This window comes from Mesorhizobium sp. WSM4976, assembly GCF_029625685.1.
Lineage (GTDB): Bacteria > Pseudomonadota > Alphaproteobacteria > Rhizobiales > Rhizobiaceae > Mesorhizobium.
Map to the genome: position 1 here is coordinate 21702 of NZ_JARTVT010000029.1, position 15163 is coordinate 36864.

Sequence of the window (15163 nt, forward strand, 5' to 3'; positions counted from 1 at the left end):
GGGAGTCGGGCGAATAGTTGTCCGAGACTTCCTCGCATCGGTCTCGTTTTAAATCAGGCAGATCGGCTCCTGGGAAGTGGAGGGCGGCGTGTCGCGGAGGACGACGTCCCATGGCAACCGCATTGGTGAGATAACTATGCGCTTTTTCGCCTTGAAAGGGACTGATCAACTGGGCGGAGGTGTCGCGCAAGCCTTGGGCGTTGACCTCGGCTCGCATGAAGAACGCGAATTCGAGGATGGCGAGCACAAGGCTCGACCCCTTGTGAGTGTGCGCGGTGAAGACGTCTATATACTCCATAGCCTCGCAGGCGAGCCTGGGGCGTCCCCTAACGATAAGCTCCTCAGGCTTCTCTTCTTCATCGCGACCTGTCGGGAAAACGGCGCTGCGCGCGTCACGGCGATCGCGCCCTATCTTGCCTATGCGCGCAAGGAGCGGCAGACCAAAGCGCGTGACCCCGTAAGCACGCGCTACGTGGCGCAGCTGTTCGAGGCGGTTGGTACCGAGTGCCTCATTACCCTCGACGTTCACAATTTCTCGGCGTTTCAAAATGCCTTCCGTTGTCGAACGCTTCAACTCGATACGGGCGCCCTCTTTGTGCCAGCGCTACGCGAGCTCGCCGGCGCCGGGCCTATTGTGGTGTTTTCTCCCGACGGCGGCGGCGTGAAGCGCGCGCAGTTGGTGAAGGAAAGGTTCGAGACGGCAATGGGCAATGAAGTCGGGTTCGGTTTCATGGAGAAGCGCCGGAGCCGAGGGGTCGTCTCGGGCGACCTGTTTGCCGGCGATGTGAGCGGGAAGACCGTCTTTCTTGTCGACGATATGATCAGCACTGGCGGTACGATGCTGAGGGCCGCGCGCGCCTGCCGGGAACGCGGCGCCAAGCAAGTCCACGCCATCGCCACCCACGGTCTGTTGGGCAAGGGTTCGGAAGCCCTGTTCATGGACCCGGCCATTGGGCGCATTGTCGTTACCGACAGCGTGGCGTCGGCATCGAAGGCTGGAGCCGGCCACGAAGCAAAGCTGCAGGTCCTGTCAACCGCGCCGCTGATTGCCCAGGCGATCAAGCGCCTGCATGCGAATGGCTCAATTTCCGAACTGGCCGGGATGGAGAGCTGAGTTCTTCCTTCGCGGCGGCGATGTAGGAGCGCGCCAGAGGCGGCCACCGGCAGGGCTCACGCACGATCGGGTCGAGCAGATGCGCCAGGCAAAGCCGTGCACGCACCAGCATCCGGAACGCACCATAGAAAGCCATGACTTCATCGTCGGGACGTCCGCCGAGGCGAAGCTCGAGCAAATCGACCAGGAGAGGGCGGACCCAACCTGCGCCCAGCATCGTGCATTCCAGGCCCAGATAATTGATCTCGTCGTAGGGATCGATGATGCGCAGGGACCGATCGAATTCGAGACAGTCTATGACCTGGATGGGCGTGCCGATGTACACGTGCTCAGGCCGTAGGTCGCCATGTCCTTCGACAATGCGACCCGCATCGATGCGAGCCTTGATGCTCGGGATTAGCTGCCTGAGGCGCGTGTCGGCGACGTCAAGTACGGGCAGGGCGGCATCCGAGACGCCGAGCGTCGGCTGACCCAGGATGGCTCGATTCACAGTCTGCTCTTTGATGACGCTTTCCAGATACAGATTGCCGTCGTCGATCTCTGGCGGAGCGGCGGAGTAGAAGCCAGCTATCAGTTCGGCCATATTGTGAATGTCTCCTTCGGTCACAACGCCTTCGCGAAGCCTGACGTCCAGCAAGTCGGCCCGAGGCAGCCGTTTCATCTCGACCAGCCAATCTACGGTCCGCCCTTGTCCGCCAAGATTGAGCCTCCCCTCACGGGTGCATCGTAGTGGAACAACGGAGCAATAAGTATCGGCCGCAAGCCGCTTGTTCAGTCGCAGTTCCTCCTCACAGAAGAACCTGCGCCGGCCGAGCGTGCTGAAGTCGAGGAAGGGATATCGGACCGGCTTCTTCAGCTTGTAGACGCGGTCCTCAGTCAGGAAGACCCAGGACATATGCGTTTCCCGGGCCTCAACAAAGGATGCGGCGTGAGTATACGACCTCGCATCGCTCAGGAAGCGTACCTTTGTCGCCAGATCGATCATCGACAATCACTCTTGCAATCGCTTACGCAATACATCGAAACAGATCGACCAAACGGCGTGCCGCGCCTTGATGCGTGTCAACGAAGCCGGCGCTCCTTCGCGTATTGTGCCCTGTCGGACCGATCCGACGAGGTGCTTCAGGATGACCATTCAGACCGGCGTTCAGACTGTTCCCGCGCCGACTATCGCTTCACAAGATCCGCCGGCCGTCAACTTGTTGATCGCAGGCAGGCTGCGTGACTACGCCGATCTCCTGACCCAGCAAGGTGAGGATGGCTTTCGAGCCAGAGCCTTTCGGCGCGCCGCCGATGTGATCACGGCTCTCGACCGGCCGGTTGAGGAGATTCTCTCGCAGCATGGCCGTGAAGGACTGACTGCGCTGCCCGCCGTCGGAACGGGTATCGCCAGCGCGATTGCCGAGATGGTCACCACCGGGCGCTGGTCGCAAATGGACAGGCTGCGGGGAGACCTTGCGCCGGAGGTTCTGTTCCGGACGATCCCAGGCATCGGCGCGAAGTTGGCCGATCTCCTTGCCAAGGATGGCCAGTTGGAGAGCCTGGAAGAGCTAGAACACGCTGTTCGGTTCGGCAAGGTTGCTGTGAGGGGTATCGGGCCGCGACGCCGGCGGATGATCGCCGCAGCCATCGCGGAACGCCTCGGGCGGCCGTTTTTCGTTACCGAGACCACGGTGGCTCGCCCGCCTGTCGCCATGCTTTTGCAGGTGGACCGGATGTATCGCGAGCGCGCGGCCGCGGGACAGCTGCGCAAGATAGCGCCGAAGCGTTTCAATCCCACCGGCGATGCTTGGCTTCCCATCCTGCATGCCCGCCACGGCGACTGGCATTTCACGGCCCTGTTCTCGAACACCCAGCTCGCCCACCAACTCAACAAAACGGCTGACTGGGTCGTCATCTACTATCACAAGGAAGGCCAGCCCGATGGTCGCTGCACCGTGGTCACCGCCACACGCAGGCCATTGCTCGGGCAACGCGTGGTCCGCGGAAGAGAACCGGAAGACGAAGAGGAGATATCGAATGAAACGCGGAATTGGAAATGACAGCGAGGCGCCCGAGCTGGCAATTCCCCTCCGGAAAGTCTGCTTCATAATCGCCAAGGCCCGTGCATTCGACGTCAAGGTTGCCGTGATGGAGCCGGACGCGGGATCCAATCCGACGGACGACAACGAGATTGCGGTGCTGCAGGACCATGCTGACGACCCCGTGCGCGAAGAGCTTGGCTCACTGATCTCGGAACTTTCCCTCGATGAGCAGATCGACCTCGTGGCTTTGATGTGGCTCGGCAGGGATGACGGTCAGGCAGTCGATTGGGAAGAGGTCCGCCAGCAGGCCGCCTATGCTCACAACGAACACACGGCTGACTACCTCTGCGGCAATCCGCTTCTTGGCGATCACCTGGAGGCCGGACTTGATGCTCTCGGCCTGTCTTGCTCCGACTGACCGAACTTGATGTGCATCAAAGCGCGAAGTTCTCGACGGTGCTGATCTACCGGCCTGTCATGGAGTCCAGGCATGATCTACACGACAATACTGGTTCAGCTCGACATCGATGCACCGGCGACGCCGAGGCTGATTTTCGCGCAGGAGATCGCCAGGAAATTCGAGGCAGATCTCATCGCTGTGACGGCAGCCGAAGCTTCCATGCTGGTGTCGCCGAGCGAAGCCTCGCTGGCTGCGGCAGAGGTCTTGCGTCAGCGGGCCCTCGATATCGAGGATCGTATCAAGCAGCTCAAGGAAGAATTCCTTGCCGTCGTCGGCAACAACGAGCGCGCATCATGGCGCGCCGAGCTTGACGATCCGACGCGTGCTGTTGCCCTGCACGCTAGAGCGGCCGATCTGGTGATCACCGGCGCGCCCGCGGCGGCTGCCGCCGGCAACTTCCAAAGGACTGTGGATCCGGGCGCGCTGGTACTTTCGGCAGGCAGGCCGGTGCTGTTCGCGGCCGACGATCTCCGACCCTTTGGCGGCGAGCGGATCGTCGTTGCCTGGAAGGACTGCCGCGAGTCCCGGCGGGCGGTGGTCGATGCCATGCCCTTCTTGTGCGAGGCCAAGGAGGTGACCGTTTTCAGTGCTACCGAGGAAGGGACAGTCGCTGCTCGGGAAGGGGCGGCGGACATCGTCCGTTTCTTGATAAAGCACGGTGTGAATGCCCAATCCCAGGTGCTGGAACGCGGAGATTCCTCCGTTGGTGACACCATCATCGCCACGGCCGAACAAATCGGAGCGGATCTCGTCGTCGCCGGCGGCTACGGCCATAGCAGGTTTCGCGAATGGGCGTTCGGCGGCGCGACGCGATCGCTGCTCCATGCCGGCTCATTGCACAGGCTCCTGTCGAACTGATCAGCTACAACTTGCTCCTGTGCCTGCCGGCGATAGACAATCCTTAGCCGAAGCAGTGCCTGACAATATCAAACGAGCCCGAAGAAGGCCGATCTGAGATCAAGAACCGCAACGGCTCCGCTTGCAGCCGGCCGAGTTTCGATCGCAGAGCATCGTCAGATATAGCTTGGTTGACGCGGATCGGCGCCATTGCCTTGACGCAGATCAACGTTCGCCCGCCACATCCGGATGAGATTAATAGCAAGGCGCTGGCGCCCGTCGTCTTCTTGGATAGTAGGAATCGACGAATGCCCAACATTGACGTCATCGATGACGGTACTGAGTTGCTCCCTCCGAATGACCGTTCGACGAGCCGAATGCTCGTGCCGAGCCAGCCTGAACCCAGCCTTCCGGAGACCGTTCCCGCCGCCGTATATCGAGGGCGCCGGCTCTGGCTTGCACTGGCGCTGGTCGCGGTCACTGGTGCAGCGATAGGCGGATATTGGTGGCTGCATGCCGCTCCTGGGCTGCCCGCTGGTATCGCCTCGGGCAACGGCAGGGTCGAGGCAGACGAGATCGACATCGCGGCCAAGTTTAGCGGTCGTATCGCTGCGCTCCTCGTTGATGAGGGAGATGTCGTTCACGCCGGCCAGGTGGTCGCGCGGATGGACACTCAAGACCTTGAGATGTCGCTCCGCAAAGCCGAGGCACAGGTGCTGGGGGCCAATCGGATGCTCGACGAGGCGCGCGCAGGCGTCGAGCAACAGAGGGCCCAGGCCAAGCTCGCCGAGCAGCAACTCACCCGCTCGATTGTCCTCGTCGACAAAGGCTATGCGACAGCCGAGATTCTCGACCAGCGCCAGCAGCAGATGAGCGCTGCCAATGCCGCGCTCGCCGCAGCCAATGCGCGCGTCGGGCAAGCCGAACAGACGCTTGCGGCCGCCAATCACGATGTCGATCTCTATCGGATCGACATCGCCGACAATTCGCTCGTCGCCCCGCGCGACGGCCGCGTTCAATATCGTCTCGCCAATATCGGCGAGGTGATCGGCGCCGGCGGCAAGGTATTGACCATGATCGACACCGGCTATGTCTATATGGACATTTTCCTGCCCACGGCAGAAGCGGGTCGCACGACGGTAGGCAGCGCCGCGCGCATCGTGCTTGACGCCGCGCCTCAATCGCCAATCCCGGCTAAGGTCGTCTTTGTCTCCGGAGAGGCGCAGTTCACGCCGAAGACAGTGGAGACCAAGGCGGAACGCGACAAGCTGGTGTTCCGGGTCCGTGCGCGCGTTGACCCCGACTATCTGCGCGGTCACGCGGCGGAGATGAGTTCGGGCCTTCCCGGGCTCGCTTATGTGCGCCTCGACGGCGGTGCCGAGTGGCCGCCCTTTCTCGCGTTAGGGCATACGGATGATGCATCCCGCTGAAGTCATCGCCGTCGATGGGCTCTCTCACTCCTACGGTCGCACGCTCGCGCTCCACGGCGTAACGCTCAGGGTCCCAACCGGCGCACTCGTTGGATTGATCGGCCCCGACGGGGTTGGCAAATCGACCTTGCTCAGCCTGATCGCTGGGGCCAAACGCATTCAGACCGGCCGCGTGGAGGTTTTCGGCCGTGATATGGCCGACCAACGCCATCGTTCCGCCGTGTGTCCGCGCATCGCCTTTCTGCCGCAGGGGCTCGGCAAGAACCTTTATCCCGATCTCAGCGTCCGAGAGAATATCGATTTCTTCGGACGCCTCTTCGGCGAGCCGGCTGGCGAGCGCGCCCGGCGCATTGACGCCCTGCTCGAGGCGACCGGCCTGGCGCCCTTTCCCGACCGCCCGGCCAAGAAACTCTCAGGCGGCATGCGGCAAAAGCTCGGCCTCTGTTGCGCGCTCGTTCACGACCCCGACCTACTCATTCTTGACGAACCGACCACAGGCGTCGACCCTTTGTCGCGCCGGCAATTCTGGGAACTGATCGAACGCATGCGGGCGAGGCGGGCCGGCATGAGTGTGGTCGTAGCCACTGCCTACATGGAGGAGGCGGAACGCTTCGACGAGCTCATCGCGATGAACGCCGGACGGATCCTCGCTTCGGCCCCGCCGGCTGGACTGAAGCGGCTGACAGGGATGGGGAGCTTGGAGGAAAGCTTCATTGCGCTTTTGCCCGAGGCGGTTCGCGCCGGGCGTCGCGCGCTCTCCATTCCGCCGCGGCCGGCTGGTGAACACGAGGCAGTCATCATAGCTGATGGGCTCACTCGGCGCTTCGGCGAATTCGTAGCGGTTGATGGTGTGAGCTTTGCTATCGAACGCGGCGAGATCTTCGGCTTCCTCGGCTCGAACGGCTGCGGCAAGACCACCACGATGAAGATGTTGACCGGGCTGCTGCCGGCCTCAGAGGGCAAGGCCTGGCTGTTGGGGCAGCCGATCGATGCCACCAACATGCGCCTGCGCAGGCGTGTCGGCTACATGTCCCAGTCGTTCTCGCTCTACACCGAACTCACCGTCAGGCAGAATCTCGATCTGCATGCCCGTCTCTTCCATATCGCCGCCGACAAGGGGAGAGCGCGCATCGCCGCGCTCATCGAGCGGTTCGGGTTCGGCCCCTATGTGGACCAGCGGGCATCGCAGCTGCCCCTCGGCATTCGTCAGCGGCTCTCGCTCGCTGTTGCAGTGGTGCACGAGCCGGAGCTCCTTATCCTCGACGAGCCCACTTCGGGAGTTGATCCGCTTGCTCGCGACAGCTTCTGGGAGCTTCTCGTCGAGCTTTCACGGCGGCGAGGGGTTACCATCTTCGTTTCGACCCATTTCATGAACGAGGCTGCGCGTTGCGATCGCGTTGCGCTCATGCATGGCGGCAGGGTGGTTGCCGCCGGCACGCCGACCGAATTGTGCGAAGCCAAGAGGGCAGCCGATCTAGAAGATGCCTTCATTGCCTATCTGCAGTCAGCAGGGGGCGAAAGCTCGAGCCCGGTCAGCAGCCCACCTGAGCCGGAGCGCGCCGCGACCTCTCCGTACGCGCGCGTGGTACCCAGGGCCGGCTTCAGCCCAGGACGGCTTTTCGCCTATTCCTGGCGTGAGGCGCTGGAGCTTTGGCGCGATCCGGTGCGGCTCGGCTTCGCACTTCTCGGTACGGCATTTCTCATGGTCGTCTTCGGACTAGGCATCAATACCGACGTAAATCAGGTGACTTTCGCCGCACTGGACCGCGACAACACGCCGGAAAGTCGAGCCTATCTGCAGGAGTTCCGCGGATCGCCCTATTTTGCAGAACGGGAAACACTGGCCGGCTATGACGACCTTGATCGGGCGCTGCGCAGCGCCGCCTTCGCGCTGGCCATCGAGGTGCCGCCGGGCTTCGGCCGGGACATCCGACGCGGGGCGGCACCCGAGATTGGCGCCTGGGTCGACGGCGCCATGCCTTTCCGTGCCGAAACGGTCCGCGGATACCTCACCGGCCTGCATCAGCAATACGTCGCCGGTCTCTCGGCCAAGGCGGGCGATCGCTCAGCGTCGCCGGTTATTGAGACTCGATTCGTCTACAATCAGGACTTCAAGAGCATCTTCGCCATGGTGCCCGGGACGATCGCCATGCTGCTCGCATTCATGCCAGCAATGCTGATGGCTGTTGGCGTCGTCAGGGAGAAGGAACTGGGTTCGATCGTCAATCTCTATGTCACTCCCGTCACGCGGCTCGAGTTTCTACTGGGCAAGCAACTGCCCTACGTCATCCTTTGCCTGATCGCCTTCCTTGTCCTCTTCGTAATGGCTGTCTTGCTATTCGAAGTGACGCTCAAAGGAAGCTTCTGGGTGCTTCTTCTCGGCGCGCTGCTTTACCTGACGGCGATGACCGGCTATGGCTTGGTGATATCGGCATTCACGCGAACCCAGATTGCCGCGCTCTTCGTTGCGGGGATCATGACCTCGCTGCCCGCCGTGCAGTTTTCCGGCATGTTGGCGCCCGTCTCCTCGCTGGTGGGTTTTCCGGCGTTCATGGCGCATACTTTCCCGGCCATGTATTTCCTGCGCATCTCGGTCGGCACCTTCACCAAGGCGCTCGGCTTCCAGGAGCTTGCCGGAAGCCTGTTGGCGCTCGCGGTCTTCATCCCGATCCTCATCTTGATCAGCCTGGCGTTCCTGCGCCGCCAGGAGCTATGACGCCATGGAGCATCTGGCGAACATCTTCTGGCTCGGCACCAAGGAACTGCGCAGCTTCTCTCGCGATTTCGTGCTCTTCGGCTTCGTCGTCTACTCCTTCACGCTGGCGGTCTATGCGCAGGCGGAGAGTCCGGCGCAGGAGGCCCACAACTCCTCCGTCGCGATCGTCGATGAGGACCATTCGGCGCTCTCGCGCGCAATCGCCGCGGCATTGCTGCCGCCCTATTTCAGCGCCCCGACCGAGATCGTCGCCGGTCAGGTTGACGAGCAGATGGACACCGCCCGCAGCACGTTTGTCCTTGATATTCCACCGCATTATGAACGCGACATCATGGCAGGCCGACGACCGGCTATCCAGGTCAATGTCGACGCCACCGCCATGATGCAAGCCGGCATCGGCGCCGGCTATCTGCAGCAGATCATTGCTCGCGAAATCGCTCGCTCTGCCACGGATGCCGAGCCTTCACAGGCGGAGCCTGCGAAACTCGCTGTCCGCGTCGCCTTCAATCCCAATCTCACCACGCAACTCTTCAACGCGGTCATGGCCATCATCGGCAACGTCAACATGCTGGCCATCATACTTGCAGGCGCGGCAATCATCCGCGAACGGGAGCACGGCACGATGGATCATCTGCTGATCATGCCGCTCACGCCTTTTGAGATCGCGGCTGCCAAGGTGTGGGCGAACGGCCTGGTGATCACCGTCGCGGTCGGCCTATCGCTCTGGCTGGTGATAGAGACGCTGCTCGGACTTCGGATCGTCGGCTCCATTCCGCTCTTCATGGCGGGCGTCACGATCTATTTGTTCTTCGCAACCGCCATCGGCATCTTCCTGGGCACGGTGGCTCGCTCGATGCCGCAGCTTGGGCTCCTGTTCGTCCTTGTCGCCCTGCCAATGAACATCCTGTCCGGCGGCAACACGCCGCTCGACAGCATGCCGGCATTCTTACGAGCGGTGATGCAGTTGTCACCCTCGACCCATTTCGTAAGCTTTGCGCAGGCCATTCTTTATCGAGGCGCTGGCATTGACGTGGTCTGGCCGCAGTTTGCTGTCGTCGGGATCGTCGGCGGCGTATTCTTCGCCCTCTCCATCATGCGTTTCCGCAGGATCAGCGCCGCTATGATGTGAAGTCGGCGCAGCCGCGCTCAGTCCTCATCGCGTTTAAGCCGGTCGCTATACGGGCGGTAGTCCGCACCGCTTTCGATCCACTTCAGCCGCTCACGTAGCGAACAAGCTGATCGATGTTGAATTCCCGATCGGCGATCATGCTCTTCATCAGGTCACCGATGGAAATCACTCCCTCCAGGCGCCCTTCGCGTATGACGGGCAAGTGCCGGATTCGTTTCTCAGTCATCAGCGCCATACAGTATTCAGCTGTCTGGTACGGTTCCACGAAGACGACGTGCTTTTCCATGACCTCGCGAACCAGTGTCTTCGGCGACGATCTACCCCTTAAGAAGACGTTCCTAGCGTAGTGCCGCTCGGTGAAGATGCCCACGAGGCGGTCTCCGTCCTTGATCAGCACCGCGCCCACGTTTTTTGCTTCCATGAGCTGTAACGCGTGAAGCACCGTATCTTCAGGGCGGACGGAATAGACGTCGTGACCCTTGGCGTCGAGGATTTGCTGAACGGTGGTCATCAAAACCTCCGTGATAGCTGCCGGCGTCGATAGCGACGCGGCCAAGTAATTTTCTGTGAAGATTTTCCTGCACGAACCGCGCGTCGATGCATTGACGATGATCAAATTGGCTCATGGCAGCACCGAGACCGGTTCAGTTTCCTTTCACGCAGGCCTGGCAGCGTCCCCCTTTTGTTGCCCTGTCGAGCCCGACGCCGACTGAAGGTTCCTGTGTCTGGCGGCTCATCTTGACGGAGATCAAAGTCGCCAAAACCGAGAACCGGCACAGTGAACTTCGGTTTCGGAGGTGACGTGATGGCTACGCAACCCAATCCAGGGATCGTCTGGTTCGAAGACATCGGACGAGATGATGTTGCCCATGTTGGCGGCAAGAATGCGTCATTGGGCGAGTTGGTCCGGGCATTGAGTTCGGAGGGCATTCGCGTTCCCCCCGGCTTTGCGACTACGGCCGAGGTCTATTGGACGTTCGTCCAGGCCAATGGCCTCGAGGAGCGAATGCAGCGCCTTCTTGCCGATCTGGACGGGGGCAAGATTTCCCTTGATGAGGCGGGCAGGGGCATTCGAGAGCTGTTCTTGCACGGTGACTGGCCCGAGCAAATAGCGGATGAAATTGCTGCTGCCTATCGGCGGCTTTGCGAACGCGCCGGCAAGCCGGAAGTCGACGTCGCCGTCCGTTCCAGCGCGACAGCCGAAGATCTGCCGGGCGCCAGTTTTGCCGGTCAGCAGGAAACCTTCCTGAACATTCGCGGCGAGAGGGCATTGCTCGCTGCCTGCCGCCGCTGCTACGCCTCGCTCTTCACCGACCGAGCGATCAGCTATCGCAAGGCGCAGGGCTTCGGCCATATGAGCGTCGCCCTCTCGATCGGCGTTCAGCATATGGTCCGATCTGACATCGGCGGATCGGGAGTGATGTTCTCGATCGACACGGAGACAGGCTTCAAGGACGTGGTGTTGATCGACGCCAGCTGGGGGCTTGGCGAGAACGTCGTGCAGGGCATCGTCGACCCCGATGAGTATCAGGTCTTCAAGCCTCTGCTGGCGGATCCTGCCGTGGTGCCGATCATTGGCAAGAAACGCGGCAGCAAGGAGCAAAAGCTGATCTACGCCGCCGGCGAAAAGCCGACGCGCAATGTTCCGACCTCAAAGGCGGAGCGCATGAGCTTCGTGCTGACGGATGAGGAAATCCTGACGCTCGCCAGATGGGCTGCCGCGATTGAAGCCCACTATGCCTGCCCGATGGACATGGAATGGGCCAAGGACGGGCAGACGGGCGAGATCTTCATAGTCCAGGCCAGGCCGGAGACGGTCCAGTCGCGCCGTCAGGCGGCGGCGTTCAAATCCTACAGGATCGTCAAGGCAGGGCGGAGGATTCTGAGCGGACTTGCCGTTGGCGACGCGGTCGTAGCGGGCCGTGTTTGCCTGATTGAGGACCCCCGCGATATCGGCGACTTCGTTGACGGTGCGATACTCGTCACCCGCACAACGGACCCGGATTGGGTGCCGGTGATGAAGAGGGCGGCCGCGATCGTCACCGATCATGGTGGGCGCACGTCGCATGCGGCAATTGTCAGCCGTGAATTGGGGCTGCCGGCGATCGTCGGCGCCGGTAACGCCACTGCATTGCTCCACGGCGAGCAGGAAGTGACGGTATCCTGCGCGGAGGGTGATCAGGGCTTTGTCTATGAAGGGACGGCGACGTTCGAAGCCGAAACCATCGAGGTGGGCAATCTCCCGCTGACCCACACAAAGCTGATGTTGAATCTCGGGAATCCCGCGGCGGCCATGCATTGGTGGCGCCTGCCTGCCGACGGAGTCGGCCTCGCCCGCATGGAGTTCGTGGTGAGCAACCACATCCGTGTTCATCCGATGGCGCTCCTGCACTACGACGAGCTCGAGGACGAGGCCGCAAGGCGCGAAATTGCCGAGTTGACGGTCGGTTACCCGGACAAGGCCGAGTATTTCGTCGACCGCCTGGCGCGCGGCTTGGCGCGAATTGCCGCCGCGCTCTACCCCAAACCGGTCATAATTCGCATGAGCGATTTCAAGACGAACGAATATGCCGGGCTGATCGGTGGCGCACAGTTCGAGCCGAAAGAAGAAAACCCGATGATCGGCTTCAGGGGCGCCGCCCGCTATTACTCGCCGCGCTATCGGGACGGGTTCGCGCTCGAATGTCGTGCTGTCCGTCGCCTACGCAACGACATGGGTTTCCGCAACGTCGTGGTGATGATCCCGTTCTGCCGATCGACGCACGAGGCCGACCGTGTGCTGGAAGTGATGGCCGAGAACGGTTTGCGTCGCGGAGAGGACGGGCTCGAGGTCTTCGTCATGTGCGAGGTTCCGTCGAATGTGATCCTTGCGGCCGAGTTCGCAACACGCTTCGACGGATTCTCGATCGGCTCGAACGACCTTACGCAACTTACTCTCGGCGTCGACCGGGATTCGGCTGACCTTGCTGCGTTGTTCGACGAGCAGGACAAGGCGGTGAAGTGGATGATCTCCAACGTCATCGCCGCGGCACGAAAGGCGGGCGCCAAGATCGGTCTCTGCGGTCAGGCACCTAGCGACCATCCCGAGTTTGCCGCCTTCCTCGTCGAGTGCGGCATCGATTCGATCTCCGTGAGTCCCGACAGTTTCATCGCCGTAAAACGCCAGATCGCTGCAGCCGAAGCAGTACACAAACCGGAGTAGGCACAATGAAAGCCAGCGACATCATGACGATCGGCGCGATAACAGTGCGCCCAGACAGCACCGTCGCCCATGCGGCGCGCCTGATGGTTGAGCGCGGGATCAGCGGACTGCCGGTCGTCACTGCGAACGGAAAGCTCGTCGGAATGATGACCGAACATGACCTGCTGCACCGCAAGGAACTCGGTACAGCGGACCATCGCTCGCGTTGGCTCGGTCTTTGGCTCGATGCGGACAAGCTGGCGCATCACTATGCGCGCGAGCATGGACGCAAAGTGGAAGACGTGATGAGCCGCGACCTAGTGAGCGTTGGTCCGGATACCCCCGTCAGCGAGATCGTTGAGATCATGGAAACCAGGGGGATCAAACGGGTGCCCGTCGTTCGCGACGGGCAGGTGATCGGTATGGTCAGCCGCGCCAATCTGTTATCGACCTTGGCTCGGCTGACAGGCGAGCCCTCCCAACCAGTCCTGGACGACCTCACAATTCGCAAGAAGATTGTGGACGAGATTGCGCGACAGCTGTGGGCACCGGGTGCCACGGTCGACATTGCCGTTCGCGATGGTGTCGTCACGCTGAACGGAACGGCCAGGGCCCACCATGTAAAAGATGCCGTGCGGGTGGTTGCCGAGAACGCACCCGGTACAGTTCGGGTTTGGGACAATATTCGCGTTGTCGCCGAATCCTGACATGTGGCCGGGGCAAGCGTGAGGCGACTGCGGTTTTGGTGTTACCGCCGCATGGCTGCCCCCTTGGACTAAGTAGCAGTATCACTGCCCGTTACCATGCTGGGTCGTCTCGACCAGCTCGCTTCGCATCAGCCAAAGGCCTGGCACCATCGGCAGCCAGAGTGTGAAACCGCGCAGGATCAAGGTGGCGGCAAGACTGCCTTCGATGCCATTTCCCATAACGTGGAGCAGGCCTGTGCAGGTTCCCTCGAAGGTGCCCAGGCCGAGGGGGATTGGCGAGAGCGTTGCCACCCCTGAAGCCAGGACGAAGCTCAGGAATGCGCTGATCGGATCAACGGCGAGCCCGATCGAGCGGGCGGCGATCCATAATGTCGCCGCGTCCAGTAGAAAGACGCCAATCTGCAGAAGGAACGCTTCAAGGATGAGTTTCCCGTCGCGCAGCATGTCTGTGTGCGCGCTGGCGAGGATCGCAGCCATACTTGCCGCCGGCGCCCAGCGAAGCGCGGCCTTCGGGATAATTCGCCCTTGTCGCCGGATCAAGAGGAAGGTGGCGAGGACCAGCGCCAGTAGAACGATGACAAAAGCGATCGCAAGCGGGAGCCAGGCCGTGCCCAAGTCGCCGCTGTGCCACAAGACCACGAAGGCCAAAAGGCCGACCATCAGGTAACTCGCATAGTACGAGAACCCGTCGACCAGGAGCGCTGTCATGACCAGCGACGGGGCCACTCCCCGCCGCGCCAGCCCTTTCGCGACGATCATAGTGCCGCTCAAGCCGCTGGAGGGGAGCGCCTGATTTGCAAAAAGCTGAACGACCGCGAGCTTGAACAGGCCAGCAAACGACTGCCGGATTCCGGCACGGGAAAGAATCCTGAACCAGACGGCAGCGGCGCAGGCATAGGTGGACATCTGAAATGCAACCGCTGCGGCAAGCCAGAGGGGATCGGCGGATTTCAGGGTGGAAAGGAAAACCTGAAGGTCGCCGAAGTGAAGTGTAAAGCTAACAATCACACCCAAGAGAAGCAGGCCGGACAGCCAGCCGACCGCAATGCCGATGCCCGGAAGCTCGACGTCGGGAAGGCCAGGCATGGATTCGGGATGGATGACCTGTCCTTCTCCTTTGGGAGGCTGGGCTGCGTCCTGTCGATGCTGGAGGGAAGTTTCCCCGCTCAAGGGCGCCCAGCCCTAGAGGGCGAGGCATAGGTTTGCATCTGAAAGCCGGTGACGATCGGAGGCGGCGAGAAGTTCTTGAACCCAACTCGCGGCTCGTCGCAGTTTGGGTCGAATTCGCCCAGTGGAACCGAGCGATGACATTGAGGTACGCCTGTGTGCGAGTTGCTGGAGGTTCCAATAGAGCCCGTGGTCTGCGAACACCCGGCAACCGTCACGAGCAAAACGAGCGAGGCAACCAATTTCCCGCCCATGGGGACAAGACTTACACTTGACATGGCTACGCCCTTCCCAATTTACAAAAAAGCAGCTTAATCAATCATTTACCATAAGTTGCCCAGGGTTTCTTTGTCCAAGATCAAAACCGCGATACGGATTTGGAACACGGGAAACGGACG

The 15163-nt window shown here is 61.5% G+C and carries 12 protein-coding genes; 9 read left to right on the plus strand and 3 right to left on the minus strand.

What is annotated here, in order from left to right; all coding sequences use genetic code 11:
* Positions 1–136: 136 nt before the first annotated feature.
* Positions 137–1114, plus strand: coding sequence for a ribose-phosphate pyrophosphokinase (locus P9272_RS28835; protein WP_278163163.1), 978 nt, complete (start codon positions 137–139; stop codon positions 1112–1114).
* On the opposite strand, the gene P9272_RS28840 is transcribed toward P9272_RS28835, so the two are convergent.
* Positions 1059–2099, minus strand: coding sequence for a hypothetical protein (locus P9272_RS28840; RefSeq protein ID WP_128255933.1), 1041 nt, complete (start codon positions 2097–2099; stop codon positions 1059–1061). The two genes, P9272_RS28835 and P9272_RS28840, sit on opposite strands and share 56 nt — an antisense overlap.
* A 142-nt stretch (positions 2100–2241) precedes the next feature.
* Here P9272_RS28840 and P9272_RS28845 point away from each other — a divergent pair, with 142 nt between their 5' ends.
* From P9272_RS28845 to P9272_RS28870, 6 genes are all read left to right on the plus strand, one after another.
* Positions 2242–3156: a DNA-binding protein gene (locus P9272_RS28845; protein WP_278163164.1), complete on the plus strand. Its 915-nt coding sequence runs from the start codon at positions 2242–2244 to the stop codon at positions 3154–3156.
* Positions 3134–3556: a DUF3775 domain-containing protein gene (locus P9272_RS28850; RefSeq protein WP_278163165.1), complete on the plus strand. Its 423-nt coding sequence runs from the start codon at positions 3134–3136 to the stop codon at positions 3554–3556. The genes P9272_RS28845 and P9272_RS28850 overlap by 23 nt, the downstream gene beginning before the upstream one ends.
* 72 nt (positions 3557–3628) lie before the next feature.
* Positions 3629–4456, plus strand: a complete 828-nt coding sequence (locus P9272_RS28855; protein WP_128255931.1) for a universal stress protein — start codon at positions 3629–3631, stop codon at positions 4454–4456.
* A gap of 170 nt (positions 4457–4626) precedes the next feature.
* Complete coding sequence (locus P9272_RS28860; RefSeq protein WP_278163166.1) at positions 4627–5865, plus strand: HlyD family efflux transporter periplasmic adaptor subunit; 1239 nt, start codon at positions 4627–4629, stop codon at positions 5863–5865.
* Positions 5852–8581: a ribosome-associated ATPase/putative transporter RbbA gene (gene rbbA / locus P9272_RS28865; RefSeq protein ID WP_278163208.1), complete on the plus strand. Its 2730-nt coding sequence runs from the start codon at positions 5852–5854 to the stop codon at positions 8579–8581. Before P9272_RS28860 ends, rbbA begins: the two co-directional genes overlap by 14 nt.
* 4 nt (positions 8582–8585) lie before the next feature.
* The gene (locus tag P9272_RS28870) at positions 8586–9710 is read left to right on the plus strand and encodes an ABC transporter permease (protein ID WP_278163167.1); all 1125 of its coding nucleotides are present in this window, start codon (positions 8586–8588) and stop codon (positions 9708–9710) included.
* Between the two features lie 82 nt (positions 9711–9792).
* Here P9272_RS28870 and P9272_RS28875 read toward each other — a convergent pair whose 3' ends face one another.
* Positions 9793–10221 (minus strand): CBS domain-containing protein, encoded by a 429-nt coding sequence (locus P9272_RS28875; protein ID WP_128255928.1) that lies wholly within the window; start codon positions 10219–10221, stop codon positions 9793–9795.
* A gap of 294 nt (positions 10222–10515) precedes the next feature.
* Between P9272_RS28875 and ppsA the strand changes: the two genes are divergently transcribed.
* Both ppsA and P9272_RS28885 read left to right on the plus strand, forming a co-directional pair.
* Positions 10516–12912 (plus strand): phosphoenolpyruvate synthase, encoded by a 2397-nt coding sequence (ppsA, locus tag P9272_RS28880; RefSeq protein WP_278163168.1) that lies wholly within the window; start codon positions 10516–10518, stop codon positions 12910–12912.
* Between the two features lie 5 nt (positions 12913–12917).
* Positions 12918–13598: a CBS domain-containing protein gene (locus P9272_RS28885; RefSeq protein WP_128255927.1), complete on the plus strand. Its 681-nt coding sequence runs from the start codon at positions 12918–12920 to the stop codon at positions 13596–13598.
* 81 nt (positions 13599–13679) lie between these two features.
* Here the strand turns inward: P9272_RS28885 and P9272_RS28890 are convergent, their stop codons facing one another.
* On the minus strand, positions 13680–14768 hold the full coding sequence (locus P9272_RS28890) for a lysylphosphatidylglycerol synthase transmembrane domain-containing protein (protein ID WP_278163169.1): 1089 nt from the start codon (positions 14766–14768) through the stop codon (positions 13680–13682).
* Between the last annotated feature and the right edge of the window lie 395 nt (positions 14769–15163).